Origin of the sequence: Kitasatospora sp. YST-16 (assembly GCF_026802215.1) — a bacterium.
Lineage (GTDB): Bacteria > Actinomycetota > Actinomycetes > Streptomycetales > Streptomycetaceae > Kitasatospora > Kitasatospora cineracea.
Map to the genome: position 1 here is coordinate 3557830 of NZ_CP113837.1, position 13880 is coordinate 3571709.

Below are 13880 nucleotides of genomic sequence, written 5' to 3' on the forward strand. Positions count from 1 at the left end.
CGCGCACCGTGGTGCCCGCCCCGCCGCACCGGCGGGGCGGGCACCACGGCTGACCGCGGGCCACCGGGGCCCGCGGTGCAGGAGCACAACACGGACCAGGACGGTGCGATCGCCCTGGCGGACGGTTCGGGAGGACCACGGTGAGCGGAGCCACGGGTGCTGGAGGTGCCACGGGCGGCCTGGCGGGCGGGCCGGGCGGAACCGCCCAGCAGTCCTACGGGGGCCAGACCCCGCCCCCGCCGAGCGCCCCGCCCACCGCGGGCGGCGGCTTCTCCCAGCCCACCACCTACGCCAAGGGCCAGCCCACCCCGCCGCGCGGCACCCGCGCCCCCGGGCAGTCCGGCGGCCAGTCCCGCCGCCCCGGCCCGTCCGCCGGCGGTGGCGGCACCGGCCGGACCCGCAAGGCCCGGCTGCGGATCACCAAGGCCGACCCGTGGTCGGTGATGAAGGTCAGCTTCCTGCTCTCGCTGGCCATCGGCGTGATCATCATCGTGGCCGCCGCAGTGCTCTGGATGACCCTCGACGGCCTCGGCGTCTTCTCCTCGCTGAGCGGCACCCTGAAGGACGTCACCGGCAGCGGCGGCGACAGCTCCAGCGCCTTCAACCTGATGGACTACATCGGGTTCGGCAAGGTGATGCTCTTCACCGTCCTGATCGCACTGGTCGACATCGTCCTGATGACCGCCCTGGCCACCCTCGCCGCGTTCATCTACAACTCCGCGGCGGGCTTCACCGGCGGCATCGAGCTGACCCTCGCCGAAGAGGACTGACCCGGCGTCAGCAAGGCGGAATTCCCGGGGCCCCGGAGGCTGTTGAAGCTTCCGGGGCCCTTCGCCGTCCCCGGTGCAATCGGGTGACCGCCCGGCGCGCCGGGATTGGCGTTCCGGCCCGCAGTGCACAGATGGAAGAACGGGAACGGTCAGCGGGCCGCCCGGCCGCTTCCGGCGGTCACCGGGCGTCCCGGACGGGAACGACTGGTCGGAAGGTCCGTCATGGCGCAGCACGCACAGCAACTGGTCGGCGCGGTCGAAGGGTTGATCGGGCGCCCGATCCCCCTGCGGATCCGCGCCCGGGACGGCTCCGAGGCCGGTCCCGCCGGCGCCCCCACCGTCGTCCTGCGCAACCGCCGCGCCCTGCGCCGCCTGCTCTGGGCCCCCGGCGAGCTCGGCCTGGTCCGCGCCTACGTTGCCGGGGACCTCGAACTCGCCCCCGACACCGACCTGTACGAGGTGCTGGCCGCCGTCGCCTCCTTCGCCGAGGACCCGGACGCCCCCCGCCCGCGGCTCGGCCCCCGCCAGTACCTCGGCGCCCCCGGCCGCCGGCTGCTCGCCACCGCCCTGCGGCAGGGCGCCGTCGGCCCGAACCCGGTGCCCCCGCCCGAGGAGGTCGGGAACCGCCGCGGCCGGCTGCACAGCCGCCGCCGGGACCGCGCCGCGATCAGCCACCACTACGACGTCGGCAACGACTTCTACCGGCTCGTCCTCGGCTCCAGCCTGGTCTACTCGTGCGCCTACTGGGAGCCCGCCGCCAAGAGCCTGGAGGACGCCCAGGCCGCCAAGCTCGACCTGATCTGCCGCAAGCTCGGCCTGCGCCCCGGCATGCGCCTGCTGGACGTCGGCTGCGGCTGGGGCTCCCTGGTCCTGCACGCCGCCCGCCACTACGGCGTCGAGGCGGTCGGCGTCTCCATCTCCACCGAGCAGGTCGCACTGGCCCGGCAGCGGGTCGCGGAGGCCGGTCTCGCCGACCGGATCGACATCCGGCTCCAGGACTACCGGGAGATCCCCGACGGCCCCTTCGACGCCATCTCCAGCGTCGGCATGGCCGAGCACGTCGGCTCGGCCCAGTACCTGGTCTACGCCCGCCACCTGTACGACCTGCTGGCCCCCGGCGGCCGCCTGCTCAACCACCAGATCGCCCGCCGCCCGCTGCCCCCCGGCGAGGTCTACCGGCTCTCCCCCTTCATCGACCGCTACGTCTTCCCCGACGGCGAGCTCTCCCCCGTCGGCACCACGGTCTCCCGGCTGGAGCAGGCCGGCTTCGAGGTCCGCGACGTCGAGGCCCTGCGCGAGCACTACGGCCGCACCCTGCGCGAGTGGGTCGCCAACCTGGAGGCGAACTGGCCGGAGGCCGTCGCCCTGGTCGGCCGCGGCCGGGCCCGGGTCTGGCGCCTCTACATGGCCGCCTCCGCCGTCTCCTTCGAGCAGAACCACATCGGCATCAACCAGGTCCTCGCCGTCCGCCCCACCCCCGCGGGCGCCTCCGGCCTCCCCCCGACCCGTCCGCAGTGGCTCGCCGGGGCCGCCGAGGTCGCTGAGCAGCACCGTCCGGAGGACGCCCGGGATACGGATTTGGGAGATCGGCCGTCGGTCCGCTAATCTTTCAGTGCGGCAAGGGCCTATAGCTCAGACGGTTAGAGCGCTTCCCTGATAAGGAAGAGGCCACAGGTTCAAGTCCTGTTAGGCCCACCGGCGCGAAGGCCCCGATCACCTGGTGATCGGGGCCTTCGACGTGTTCCGCCCCGTAACCTCCCGGCCCGCCCGCTCGTTGGGCCCCGTGCGCAGAGGCAACACAGGGTGAGCTGACTCGAAACTGATGTGAAGTCGGGGATAGCCGGGCGACAGAACCGGCCATTGGGTGACGTGGGACGTAGCGCGACCTCTGCTCCGGTCGGCGGATGATCCGGCCCCGCCCGCCCCGGGCTCCCGGGCGGTTCCCACGTCATGTCTTCATTCACCCTGTGAGGCACTCCCATGTCCATGGAAGCCGCGCTGCTCGAATCCAGGACGCTCCGAAGCGGCCTGTGCGAGCGCACCGAAGTCCTCGACGAGGTCAAGGCCCTCGTCCTGCTGCCCGACGGGCTGTACGTCACCACGCGGATGGTGGCGGACTACTTCGAGGTCCACGAGGACGCGATCTACAGCGTGCTCCGCCGCCACCGGCAGGAGTTGGAGGGCAACGGGTTCACCGTCCTCAAGCCTGTGGATAACCCCGGGAACCAGCCGGTCAAAACGAACGGCTGGCAGGTCAGCGGCCCGCAGGGGGGTGACCAGTGGTCCGAGGGGGCCGTACGGTCGGCGCACCCTGTGGATAACCCCGAGAACCAGACCTTCAAAATGAAGGTCTGGCAGGTCAGCGGCACCGAAGGAGGTGACGGAGCCCCGTACGTCCCCGCCCCGCCTGTGGACAACCCCTACGGCCGCCCCCAGGGCGGCGGCAACGGCGTCGCTCTCTACTCCCGGCGGGCCGTGCTGAACGTCGCGATGTTGCTGCGGGACAGCGAGGTGGCCCGGCAGGTGCGGGGCCGGCTGCTGGACGCGGTGGAGGCGGCGGCGCGGCCGGTGGTGGAGCCGCCGGTGGTGGTGCACACGTTCCGGGCCCGGCCGTGGCGGCGGTGGAGCGAGCTGCGGTGGGACGAGTACGAGGCGGGCCGGCGGGATCCGGCGGTGGAGGCCTGGCGGCGGCGGATCGACGGGCTGGAGCCGTTCGGGCCGTACCGGGTGGGGGAGTACGAGCCGGTGGTGCCTCCGTACGCGGAGGAGCCGGAGTTCTCGTTCACGGTGGAGGACCTGCCGGCGGTGGTGTCCGGGTTGGTGGTGTCGGTTGGGTCGATCGAGCGGCGCCTGGCCGCCCAGGGGGTGTTGATCACCGCGCTCGGTGAGCGGGTCTCCCGGCAGGAGCCGCGGCTGGACGGTCTGGACGCCCGGATGGAAGTCCTGGGCGAGGAGGTGCGGGTGGTCCGGCAGTTGCGGCGGCGCCGGAAGTAGCCGGTAGCGGGAGGGCCCGGGCGCGTCGCCGGAGGGAACGGCGGCGCGTCCGGGCGCGTTGGCGGGGCATGGGGTTGTTCTGGGCGATGAGCCTGCCGGGCCTGGTCTGCGCGCTGGTGGTGCTGGCGTTCGTGGACCAGCTCGCGCTGCGGGCGCGCCGGAGCCGCTGGGTGCCCTGGCGGGGGACGGGGCGGGAGGGGCAGGTCTCGGCGACCGGGTTCGAGCAGTTGCACGCCCAGTTCGCGGCCGGGAAGCAGGCCGAGCTGGAGCAGCGGAGGACCACGCTGATGCTCCGGGACGAGGAGGGCGAGGGCGCTCCGCCGCGCTCGACGGTGGACCTGGAGGGCGGGGTGGCGGTGATCCGCACCGGGGATCCGCGGTCGGACGATCCTACGGATGCCGGGGCGTCAAAGCCGGTGGCGGATCGGTCGGTTGGCGGTGGCGGGGGCCGCTCTTGAACGGGTTACCGGTGTGTATCATCGGCCCCAGGGCGGTCTGCACCCTGACCGCTGGTTCGTGCTCCTACATCCAAGCAAGCAAGAAGGACGAGGTCCCGCGGTGAAGAAGCTTCTCCTGGTCGCCCTGGTCGCCCTCGGCGGCTTCTTTGTCTACCGTCAGGTCCAGGCGGACCGTGCCGAGCAGGACCTGTGGACCGAGGCGACCGACCCGGTCCCCGCCGGCCGCTGAGCGCCGACTGTCGAGTCTTCTCGGACCGGCCCGCGGAGCACGGGCCGCGGCCGGTCCGAAACCCGCGTGGGCGGCTGCCCGGGAGCGGGTAGGCTATCCCCCGTTGCTCGGGGCCTTAGCTCAGTTGGTAGAGCGCTGTCTTTGCATGGCAGATGTCAGGGGTTCGACTCCCCTAGGCTCCACAGTCGCCGAACGGCCCCCGACCTGGGGAAACCAGGTCGGGGGCCGTTCGCATGTCTGGAGCTTCCACCACGGATTCCACCACGGTCCGTGTGCCGGGCGGCAGGCTCAGTGCGGCTTGCGCGGGTCGTGCGGCTTCGGGCGGTCGTCGTCGGCGGGCTTGGCCTCCGGCCGCGGGGCGGTGGTGGGCTCCTCGCGCGGGACGGAGCCGTTGACCGTGGCCCCGCCGACCGGGCCGCCGATGGCGCTGCCGGGGGTGGGCGGGGTGCTGGAGGGGGCTGCGGGGGTGACGGGTTCCGGGGCGGCCGGGGCCGGGGGTTCGGTGAGCCACTCCGGGTTGTTCTGCTTGCGGTACCACTGCCAGGCCAGCACGCCGGTGCCGACGGCCAGGGTGCCGGCCACCGCGAGGCCGGTGGCCCAGCCGTTGCGGTGCTGCTTCTTGGCGTTCTTCGCGGCCAGCGCGCCGATCTCGGCGGCGCTGACGTTGCCGTGCAGGGCGGTGACCGCCGCGGCGCCGCGGGTCTGCGCCTCCTGGGCGATCGGGGTGACGCTGTCCTTGGCGGCCTGGAAGGTCTCGGCCACCTTGGGGAGCACGGTGGCCCTGGCCTGCCCGGCGGCCTGGCCGGCCGACAGCTTGGCGGCCAGCGCGGCCTCCTGGGCCCGGTGGGCGGCCCGGAGGGCGGCCTTCTGGGTCTCCGGCGGGAGGCTGGAGAAGGCGTGCTCCAGGTGCGGGGCGACGTGCTTGGCGTACTGCACCCGGGCGGCCTGCGCGGCCTGGCCCGCTCCGGCCCTGGCCTGTGCACCGGCGGTCGCGGCCTTCGGGCCGAGTGCCTCCAGCTTCGGGCCGAGGGCCTGCCTGGCCCCCTCCGCGTAGTGCAGGGCGGTCTCCTTGGCGGAGACGGCGTAGGGCGCGACGGCGTCCTTCGCCCGTCCGGCGGTCTCGCGCGCGGTGTCCGTACGGCTCACGGGCTTCTCCTTCTCGGCGGGTGTCCGGCGTTGTCCGGTATGCACCTTTCCACCTGATAGGAGATCATGCATCGCGCTCGGCCGCCGGGCACCTTCGGCTGAGCCGTCTGCGGGCCGCGTGGGATGATTCCTCGGATAGTCAGGTAAAAGTTAGGAAGGTACTGCCGTGGCCGAGGAACTCACCGCCACTCTGAAGACCAACCACGGTGACATCGTGGTCAAGCTCTTCCCGAACCACGCGCCGAAGACCGTCGCCAACTTCGTCGAGCTGGCCGAGGGCACCCGCGAGTGGAAGAACCCGGAGACCGGCGAGCTGGCCGCCAAGCCCCTGTACGACGGCACGGTCTTCCACCGGGTCATCGAGGGCTTCATGATCCAGGGCGGCGACCCGCTGGGCAACGGCACCGGCGGCCCGGGCTACAAGTTCGCCGACGAGTTCCACCCGGACCTCTCGTTCGACCGCCCGTACCTGCTGGCCATGGCCAACGCCGGCCCGGGCACCAACGGCTCGCAGTTCTTCATCACGGTCGCCCCGACCAGCTGGCTGAACCGCAAGCACAGCATCTTCGGCGAGGTCGTCGACCCGGCCGGCCAGAAGGTCGTGGACGCGATCGCCACCACCGCCACCACCAAGCCGTACGACCGGCCGGTCCAGGACGTGGTGATCCAGCAGGTCGTCATCTCGCGCGGCTGATCCGCACCCCGCCGCCCCGCGGGGCGGTGCCCGCGCGATCCCGCGCGCAGTAGCCTGGGCGGTCCCGGCGGTGCCCCGTTCTCTCGACGGAGGCGGCGCCGGGACCGTTTTCGTCGAGGAGGGACAGCGTCGATGCATCCGGAGGAGCCCGTGCGGCCGACGCCGGCGGACGGCCAGGGGAGCGGGTTGCCCGGGTGCCACCGGCACCCCGAGCGGGAGACCGGGGTGGGCTGCACCCGGTGCGGTCGCCCGATCTGCCCGGAGTGCATGGTGCCCGCCTCGGTGGGCTTCCAGTGCCCGGACTGCGTGCGCGGTGAGGCCGCGCAGCAGGCCCGGCAGCGGCCCCGGACCACGGCCGGCGCGCTGGTGGCGCTCGGCGACGGGGCGCTGGTCACCAAGGTGCTGATCGGGATCAACCTGCTGGTGTTCCTGCTCACCGAGTACGTCGACCAGGTCTGGCAGATCCGGCTGGGGATGGGCAGCGGGGCGGACGCCTTCGGCACCCGGATCGGTGTGGCGGCCGGCCCGGCCGAGTGGTACCGGCTGGTCAGCGGGATGTTCGTGCACGCCGGGGTGATGCACATCCTGATGAACATGTTCTCGCTCTGGGTGCTCGGCCCCCAGCTGGAGCGGGTGCTGGGTCGGTGGCGCTTCCTGGCCCTCTACCTGCTGTCGGGGGTGGCGGGCAACGCGTTCGGCTACCTGCTGGACGGGGCGGACATGTTCTCGGTCGGCGCCTCCGGGGCGATCTTCGGCCTGCTGGGCGCCACCGCGGTGCTGTTCCGGGTCAACCGGGTGCCGATGCAGCCGGTGATCGCGCTGCTGGTGGTCAACCTGGTGCTCACCTTCACGCTGAACAACATCGACTGGCGCGCGCACCTCGGCGGGCTGGTGGCCGGCGTCGCCATCGGGGCCGGGATGATGTACGCCCCGCCGGGGCGCCGGAGCCTGGTGCAGGGGCTGGCGCTGGGCGGGGCGGTGGCGGCGATCCTGCTGATGCTGCTGATCGGGACGGCCCGGCTGCCCGGGTGAGGTTGTGCACAGTCGGCGGGCGCCGGGGCGCGCCCGCCGATTGGATTTCCCGGCTCTACGCGCGTTATGCTGCTGCGTTGCGAGTTATCCACAGGCTGGGCGGAGTTTTCCCCAGTGTGGACAACCCTGTGGATAAACGTTCGGACGCTCCGTCACGGGCCGGGCCCGGGCAGCACGGACACCGCCCCGGCGGGTGGGCCGGAGCGGTGCTGGGCGGTGCGGGTGGATCAGGCCGGGGCCCGGCGGGCGGGCGGCGCCGGCGTCACTTCCACTGCGTGGAGACCGCGAAACCCGCCGCGATGAAGGTGAAGCCGGCCAGGATGTTCCAGTTGCCCCAGCTGTGGACCGGCCACGAGCTGTTGGTCACGTAGTAGGTGACGATCCAGATCAGGCCGATCAGGAAGAACGCCAGCATCAGCGGTGCCACCCAGCTCCGGCTGCCGGAACTGATCTTCACGGCCGTCGCGGTGCTCGGAGGCGGCGTGTAGTCGGCCTTCTTGCGGAGTCGAGACTTCGGCACGAGGGGCTCTCCTGTCGATGCGCTGTGACCGCGCGGGTGGGTCAGCGTGGGCGGGCGGCGAATGGTCGGGCCGGTCCGTACGGCTGGTCCTCCGCACATGCCACCGGCGTCCGTTAGCGTAGTGGCTCGCCGGGTCGTAAGGAGATAAGGGTACGGTGCCTGATTCCACGATTTCTTCGCCGTCCCGGTCCTCGCGGCCCCCTCGTGGGCGAATTGTCGGACGTGCCCTGACCTGCACCGTCTTCGCGCTCGCCGGGCTGCTGTTCTACGTCAGCGCGCAGACCGCGCACGGCACCGACCTGCGCACCGACAACTCGCTGCTGAAGCTCAGCGACGTCATACAGCAGCGCTCCACCCAGAACCAGCAGCTGTCGGAGCAGGTCTCGGCGGACCGGGACCGGGCCGACCGGCTGGCCCGGCAGCAGGGGCAGAGCCCGGACGACGCGGCCAGGCTGGCCGAACTGCAGCGGGCCGCCGGGCTGGACCCGCTGCGCGGCCCCGGACTGACCGTCACCCTGGACGACGCCCCGCCGAACGCCACCGCGCGGATCCCTGGCGTCCCCGAGCCCGGCGTCAACGACCTGGTGATCCACCAGCAGGACATCCAGGCCGTGGTGAACGCCCTGTGGCGGGGCGGCGCCGAGGGCATCCAGGTGATGGACCAGCGGCTGATCTCCACCAGCGCGGTGCGCTGCGTCGGCAACACCCTGCTGCTGCAGGGCCGGGTCTACTCGCCGCCGTACGTGATCCGCGCGGTGGGGAAGACCGACGCGCTGCGCTCCGCGGTGGACGCCGACCCGACCATCCGCAACTACCTGGGCTACGTGACCGCCTACGGGCTGGGCTGGAAGGTCCAGGAGAGCGGCGAGCTGACCCTGCCGGGGTACACCGGCTCCGCCGACCTGCGCTCCGCGACCACCCCCTGATCCCGGCCGGTTCCGGACCGCTGCCGGCCAGGAGCGGTCCGCGACCCGGACAGGAACCGGCCGGAACCCGCCCAGGACCGGACCGGGACCGGCCTGTTGCGCCGATACCCTCCTGGGCCGGGCGGACGGGCGTCTACGCTTGTGCAGACCCGAATCACCGAGGAGCACCATGTACGGCTGGATCTGGCGGCATCTCCCGGGCCCCGCGCCGGTTCGTGCGCTGATCGCCCTGCTGCTCGTCCTCGGGGTGGTCTACGTCCTGTTCCAGTACGTCTTCCCGTGGGCCGAGCCGCTGCTCCCCTTCGGGAACGTGACGGTGGACCAGGGCGCCGGCGGCTGAGAACGGCGCCGTTCCGCCTCCGTCCGTCCCCCGACGCACCCGTACCCCAGGAGTAGCGATGACCTCCGCCGGCCGAGCGCCCCGGATCCTCGTGGTCGACAACTACGACAGCTTCGTCTTCAACATCGTCCAGTACCTGTACCAGCTGGGCGCGGTCTGCGAGGTGGTCCGCAACGACGAGCTGACCGTGGCCGACGCCCGGCCGCGGGCGGGGGAGGAGGGCTACGACGGGGTGCTGCTCTCCCCCGGGCCCGGCACGCCCGAGGAGGCCGGGGTGTGCGTGGAGATGGTGCACCACTGCGCGGCGGCCGGGCTGCCGCTGTTCGGGGTGTGCCTGGGCCTGCAGTCGATCGCGGTGGCGCACGGCGCGGTGGTCGGGCGGGCGCCCGAGCTGCTGCACGGCAAGACCTCGCCGGTGCTGCACGAGGACGGCGGCGTGTTCGAGGGCCTGCCCTCGCCGCTGATCGCCACCCGCTACCACTCGCTGGCGGTCGACCCGGCCACCGTGCCCGCCGAGCTGGTGGTCACCTCGCGCACCGACAGCGGCGTGATCATGGGCCTGCGGCACCGCGAACTCCCGATCGAGGGCGTCCAGTTCCACCCGGAGTCGGTGCTCACCGAGGGCGGCCACCGGATGCTCGCCAACTGGCTCGCCGAGTGCGGCTTCCCGGAGGCGGTGGGCCGCTCGGCCGGCCTCGCCCCGGTCATCGGCCGGAGCTGACGCCGGTGGCCGCGGTGCGCCCGGAGGGGGGCGTCCCCGAGGAGCTCGGGGATCCGGAGGACTGGAGCGTCTACGAGGCCCCGGCCGAGCAGACCCTGAAGCTGCGGCTCCCGGCCGCCCGCCCGGCCGAGCCGGTGGCCCGGCCGGACGGCGGCCGGACGGCCCGCGGCCGGGCCGGGGAGGGCCGTCCGGTCTGCGCGCCCCGGGCACCGGGCGCCGCCGGGCCACCGGGCGGCCCGCCGGGCCGCGGCCGCCGCGCCCGAAGGAGCGCCGGCGGGTGGTGCTGGCCCGGCTGGTGGGGGAGCTGTTCATCACGCTGGGCGCGGTGATGCTGCTGTTCGTCTCGTACCAGCTGTGGTGGACCAACGTGCTGGCCGACCGGGACGCCGGGGCCGCCAGCAGCAAGCTGGAGCAGCAGTGGGCCCAGCAGCCGGCCCCGCCGGCCGGCGGGGGCACCGCGCCCGCCCCGCAGCCCACCGCGTTCGAGCCCGGGCAGGGCTTCGCCATCATCCACATCCCGAAGCTCGGGCTGGACTACCCGATCGCCGAGGGCACCGACAAGCAGAAGGTGCTCGACCACGGCCTGGTGGGCCACTACGCGGGCACCGCGATGCCGGCCGACCAGGCGGGCAACTTCGCCGTCGCCGCGCACCGCACCACGCACGGACAGCCGTTCCGGAAGATCGGCCAGCTGGTGCCGGGCGACAGGATCGTGGTGGAGACCGCGACGGCGTACTACACGTACGAGGTGGCCGGCGGCATCCCGGAGACCCCGCCGAGCAACGTGACGGTGCTCCAACCCGTCCCGAAGGGCTCGCCGTTCACCGCGCCGGGGCGCTACCTCACCATGACGACATGCACGCCGGAGTTCAGTGCCCGGGGAAGGCTGATCGTGTTTGGCAAGATGGTCGAGGAACGGCCGAGGAGCCAGGGCCAGCCGGAGGCGCTGACCGGGCAACACTGAGCAGCGAGGCACGGCACCATGGGCACAGCCATGCGGGGCGGGCGCGGGCGGCGCGGACGGACGGCGGGGGTCCTGGGGCTGCTGGGGGAGCTGCTGGTCACCCTGGGGCTGGTGCTGGCGCTGTTCGTCGGGTACTCGCTGTGGTGGACGGACGTGGTGGCCGACCGGGCCGCCGGGCAGGCGGCGGGCCGCCTGCGGCAGACCTGGAGCGTCCCGGCGGCGCCCCCGGCCGCCGGTGCCGCCGCCGCGCCGGTGCCGCAGTACGGGGCGGGGGACGGCGTCGGCTTCCTGCACGTGCCGGCCTTCGGCCGGGGCAACCAGACGCTGATCCGGATGGGCACCACCGCGGAGGTGCTCGACGAGGGCGTGGCCGGGGTCTACGAGGAGCCGTACCGCTCGGCGATGCCGTGGGACGCCGAGGGCAACTTCACGTTGGCGGCGCACCGGGACGGGCACGGCGCCAGGTTCCACGACCTGGACAAGCTGGCCGCGGGCGACCCGGTGGTGGTGGAGACCAGGGACGCCTGGTACGTCTACCGGGTCGCCGGGACGCTGCCGCAGACCTCCAAGTACGACGTGGGCGTGGTGGCGCCCGTCCCCGAGGGCTCGCCGTTCACCGGCCCGGGCCGCTACCTGACGCTGACCACCTGCACGCCGGTGTACACCTCCCGCTACCGGATGGCGGTCTGGGCCCAGCTGGTCCGGGTCGACCCGGTGGACGCGCAGCGCACCCCGCCGCCCGAGCTGCGCTGACGGGGCACCAGGACGGCCGAGGGGCCGCACCGTTCGGGAAGAACGGGGCGGCCCCTCGGCGTCGCTGCGGCCGTGGCGCTACGGCTTCGTGGTGGGGTCGGACGGCGTCCTGTCGCCGGCCTTGGTCCACAGCTGGACCGTGCTGTTCGGCGGGATGAGGGTGTTGGCCGGCGGGTCGCTCCTGATCACGATCGCGTTGTCGTCCTGCGGGCCGCCGTTCACCACCACCGACTGGAGGTGGCTCTTCTGCAGGTCGGCGATGACCTGCTTGTAGGTGTGGCCCTCGGTGATCGGCATCGGGACCTTGTCGGCGAGCTGGCCGACCGTGATGGTGATCGCGGTGCCCTGCTTGGCCTGGGTGTTCTTCACGCTCTGGTCGAGGACCTGGCCGGCCTGGGTGGGGTCGGTGACGATCTTGTTGGTCGGCGTGACGGTGAAGCCGGCGGTGGCGAGGATCTGGGTGGCGTCGTCCACAGCCTTGCCGATCACGTTCGGCACGGGGACCTTCTGCTGGCCGGAGGAGACCGTCAGGGTGACCGTGGCGCCCGGGGCGGCCTTGCCCTTGACGTCCTGCGAGATGACCTTGTCCTGATCGACCTTGTCGTCGGTGGCGTAGGTGTACTTGACGTCGAAGCCCTTGTCCTTGAGCGACTTGCTCGCGGCGTCCTTGGCCTGGCCGGTGACGTCCGGGACGTCGACCTGGGCCGCGGCGGCGGCCAGGTGCACCGTGATCGTGCCGTCGGCGGCCATCTGGCCGCCCGCGGCCGGGCTCTGGGTGCAGACCTGGTCCTTCTGGACCTTCGGGTCCGGGCAGCTGGCGGCCGGGTCTCCGGCGGTCACCTTGAGCTTGGCGCTCTGCGCCTTGGCGGCGGCCGTCGCGTCGTCCAGGCTCATGCCGGTCAGGGTCGGGACGCTGGTCTTCCCGGCGTTCGAGCCGCCGGTCTTCACCATGGACTGCACCACGAAGAACGCACCGACCAGGACCAGCACCGCCGCGACGGCGAGCACGATCCAGGAGGTGTTGTTCTTCTTCGGCGGGTCCTCGCGCCGCCGGCTGCCGCGGCCCTCGTAGCCGCCGTCGTCCCCGCCGCCGTAGCCGTTGTTCTGGTAGCCGCCGCCGTAGGGGGCGGGCTGCTGGTTGCCGACCGGCGGCAGCACGGTGGTCGGGCCGCCGCCCTGCTGGGGCAGCACGTTGGTCTGGCCGTACGGGTCGTACTGCCCGCCGCCCTGGTCGTAGCCGTAGCCGGCCGCGCCCATGCCGTAGGCCGCCTGCTGGGCGGCGGCGACCGGCAGGCCGTCGAGGAAGCGCTCGATGTCGTCGCGCATCTCGTCGGCGGACTGGTAGCGGTAGTCGCGCTCCTTGGCCAGCGCCTTGAGCACGATCGCGTCGATCTCGGGGCGGACCTCGGGGTCGTACGAGGACGGCGGGGCGGCCTCCTCGCGGACGTGCTGGTAGGCCACCGCGACCGGCGAGTCGCCGACGAACGGCGGCCGTACGGTCAGCAGTTCGTACAGCAGGCAGCCGGTGGAGTACAGGTCGGAGCGGGCGTCGACGGTCTCGCCCTTGGCCTGCTCGGGGGAGAGGTACTGGGCGGTGCCGATGACCGCGGAGGTCTGGGTCATCGTCATGCCGGCGTCACCCATCGCACGGGCGATGCCGAAGTCCATCACCTTGACGTTGCCCTGCCGGGTCAGCATCACGTTGGCGGGCTTGATGTCGCGGTGCACGATGCCGGCCCGGTGCGAGTACTCCAGGGCCTGCAGGATGCCGATGGTCATCTCCAGCGCCCGCTCGGGCAGCAGCCGCCGCCCGGTGTGCAGCAGTTCGCGCAGGGTGGAGCCCTCGACGTACTCCATGACGATGTACGGGATGGAGATCCCGTCGATGTAGTCCTCGCCGGTGTCGTAGACCGCGACGATGGCCGGGTGGTTGAGCGAGGCCGCGGACTGCGCCTCGCGGCGGAAGCGGGCCTGGAAGGAGGGGTCGCGGGCCATGTCGGTGCGGAGGGTCTTCACGGCCACGGTACGGCCGAGCCTGGTGTCGTGGCCGAGGTACACCTCGGCCATGCCACCGCGCCCGAGGACGCCGCCGAGCTCGTACCTGCCGCCTAGGCGACGAGGCTCTTCCATATCTCCGACCCTCTCCCCCACCGGTCGGTGAGGATGTGACGTAGGTGTCCCCGCACGCTCTCTTCGGACGCGCCGGCCGCCGCCGCGGTTCCACGGCCCCGGCCCCGGTCTTCCGGCTGCGGGTACACCCGCTGCTGGCGGATACGCTACCGGGCGAACCTGAGCGGACCGGTGCGGATCGTCAGCTGAGACCAGACCGGTAC

The 13880-nt window shown here is 72.8% G+C and carries 15 protein-coding genes and 2 tRNA genes; 14 read left to right on the top strand and 3 right to left on the bottom strand.

The genetic code is table 11. The annotated features are described in order from the left end of the window. Window positions 1–140: 140 nt before the first annotated feature. From OU787_RS16245 to OU787_RS16275, 7 genes are all read left to right on the top strand, one after another. Window positions 141–770: a DUF3566 domain-containing protein gene (locus OU787_RS16245; protein ID WP_268659762.1), complete on the top strand. Its 630-nt coding sequence runs from the start codon at window positions 141–143 to the stop codon at window positions 768–770. Between the two features lie 222 nt (window positions 771–992). Continuing rightward, window positions 993–2375, top strand: coding sequence for an SAM-dependent methyltransferase (locus OU787_RS16250; protein ID WP_268659763.1), 1383 nt, complete (start codon window positions 993–995; stop codon window positions 2373–2375). Window positions 2376–2391: 16 nt separating this feature from the next. After that, a tRNA-Ile gene (locus tag OU787_RS16255) sits at window positions 2392–2465 on the top strand. A gap of 285 nt (window positions 2466–2750) precedes the next feature. Continuing rightward, window positions 2751–3764 (top strand): hypothetical protein, encoded by a 1014-nt coding sequence (locus OU787_RS16260; RefSeq protein WP_268659764.1) that lies wholly within the window; start codon window positions 2751–2753, stop codon window positions 3762–3764. 68 nt (window positions 3765–3832) lie between these two features. Next, window positions 3833–4222 (top strand): DUF6191 domain-containing protein, encoded by a 390-nt coding sequence (locus tag OU787_RS16265; protein WP_030457652.1) that lies wholly within the window; start codon window positions 3833–3835, stop codon window positions 4220–4222. Window positions 4223–4322: 100 nt separating this feature from the next. After that, a complete protein-coding gene (locus tag OU787_RS16270) occupies window positions 4323–4451 on the top strand; it encodes a DLW-39 family protein (protein WP_014137031.1) in 129 nt (42 codons plus the stop codon). Window positions 4452–4560: 109 nt separating this feature from the next. Then, window positions 4561–4633, top strand: a tRNA-Ala gene (locus OU787_RS16275). Window positions 4634–4739: 106 nt separating this feature from the next. Here OU787_RS16275 and OU787_RS16280 read toward each other — a convergent pair. Continuing rightward, a complete protein-coding gene (locus tag OU787_RS16280) occupies window positions 4740–5597 on the bottom strand; it encodes a DUF5324 family protein (protein WP_268659765.1) in 858 nt (285 codons plus the stop codon). Window positions 5598–5763: 166 nt separating this feature from the next. Between OU787_RS16280 and OU787_RS16285 the strand changes: the two genes are divergently transcribed. Together OU787_RS16285 and OU787_RS16290 are read left to right on the top strand one after the other, a co-directional pair. Beyond that, window positions 5764–6291 carry a peptidylprolyl isomerase gene (locus tag OU787_RS16285; protein ID WP_123553959.1) on the top strand — a complete coding sequence of 176 codons (528 nt, stop codon included), beginning with the start codon at window positions 5764–5766 and terminating at the stop codon, window positions 6289–6291. Between the two features lie 132 nt (window positions 6292–6423). Next, on the top strand, window positions 6424–7323 hold the full coding sequence (locus OU787_RS16290) for a rhomboid family intramembrane serine protease (protein WP_051816455.1): 900 nt from the start codon (window positions 6424–6426) through the stop codon (window positions 7321–7323). A gap of 262 nt (window positions 7324–7585) precedes the next feature. Here the strand turns inward: OU787_RS16290 and crgA are convergent, their stop codons facing one another. Beyond that, window positions 7586–7843 carry a cell division protein CrgA gene (gene crgA, locus OU787_RS16295; RefSeq protein WP_030457655.1) on the bottom strand — a complete coding sequence of 86 codons (258 nt, stop codon included), beginning with the start codon at window positions 7841–7843 and terminating at the stop codon, window positions 7586–7588. A 155-nt stretch (window positions 7844–7998) separates the two neighbouring features. On the opposite strand from crgA, the gene OU787_RS16300 reads away from it, so the two are divergent. From OU787_RS16300 to OU787_RS16320, 5 genes are all read left to right on the top strand, one after another. After that, complete coding sequence (locus OU787_RS16300; RefSeq protein ID WP_030457656.1) at window positions 7999–8769, top strand: DUF881 domain-containing protein; 771 nt, start codon at window positions 7999–8001, stop codon at window positions 8767–8769. Between the two features lie 169 nt (window positions 8770–8938). Beyond that, entirely contained in the window at window positions 8939–9109 is a 171-nt protein-coding gene (locus OU787_RS16305) for a hypothetical protein (RefSeq protein WP_014137037.1), read from the top strand. Window positions 9110–9167: 58 nt separating this feature from the next. Next, the gene (locus tag OU787_RS16310; protein WP_030457657.1) at window positions 9168–9830 is read left to right on the top strand and encodes an aminodeoxychorismate/anthranilate synthase component II; all 663 of its coding nucleotides are present in this window, start codon (window positions 9168–9170) and stop codon (window positions 9828–9830) included. A 277-nt stretch (window positions 9831–10107) separates the two neighbouring features. Next, entirely contained in the window at window positions 10108–10794 is a 687-nt protein-coding gene (locus tag OU787_RS16315; RefSeq protein ID WP_268659766.1) for a class E sortase, read from the top strand. Window positions 10795–10812: 18 nt separating this feature from the next. Beyond that, window positions 10813–11547 carry a class E sortase gene (locus OU787_RS16320; protein WP_268659767.1) on the top strand — a complete coding sequence of 245 codons (735 nt, stop codon included), beginning with the start codon at window positions 10813–10815 and terminating at the stop codon, window positions 11545–11547. A 78-nt stretch (window positions 11548–11625) separates the two neighbouring features. Here OU787_RS16320 and pknB read toward each other — a convergent pair whose 3' ends face one another. After that, window positions 11626–13677 carry a Stk1 family PASTA domain-containing Ser/Thr kinase gene (gene pknB, locus OU787_RS16325; RefSeq protein ID WP_268659768.1) on the bottom strand — a complete coding sequence of 684 codons (2052 nt, stop codon included), beginning with the start codon at window positions 13675–13677 and terminating at the stop codon, window positions 11626–11628. Between the last annotated feature and the right edge of the window lie 203 nt (window positions 13678–13880).

Coding starts and splice junctions, on each gene's coding strand:
- OU787_RS16290 (WP_051816455.1), top strand. CDS start 6,424: ATGCATCCGGAGGAGCCCGTGCGGCCGACGCCGGCGGACGGCCAGGGG.
- OU787_RS16265 (WP_030457652.1), top strand. CDS start 3,833: ATGGGGTTGTTCTGGGCGATGAGCCTGCCGGGCCTGGTCTGCGCGCTG.
- OU787_RS16305 (WP_014137037.1), top strand. CDS start 8,939: ATGTACGGCTGGATCTGGCGGCATCTCCCGGGCCCCGCGCCGGTTCGT.
- OU787_RS16310 (WP_030457657.1), top strand. CDS start 9,168: ATGACCTCCGCCGGCCGAGCGCCCCGGATCCTCGTGGTCGACAACTAC.
- OU787_RS16260 (WP_268659764.1), top strand. CDS start 2,751: ATGTCCATGGAAGCCGCGCTGCTCGAATCCAGGACGCTCCGAAGCGGC.
- pknB (WP_268659768.1), bottom strand. CDS start 13,677: ATGGAAGAGCCTCGTCGCCTAGGCGGCAGGTACGAGCTCGGCGGCGTC.
- OU787_RS16250 (WP_268659763.1), top strand. CDS start 993: ATGGCGCAGCACGCACAGCAACTGGTCGGCGCGGTCGAAGGGTTGATC.
- OU787_RS16320 (WP_268659767.1), top strand. CDS start 10,813: ATGGGCACAGCCATGCGGGGCGGGCGCGGGCGGCGCGGACGGACGGCG.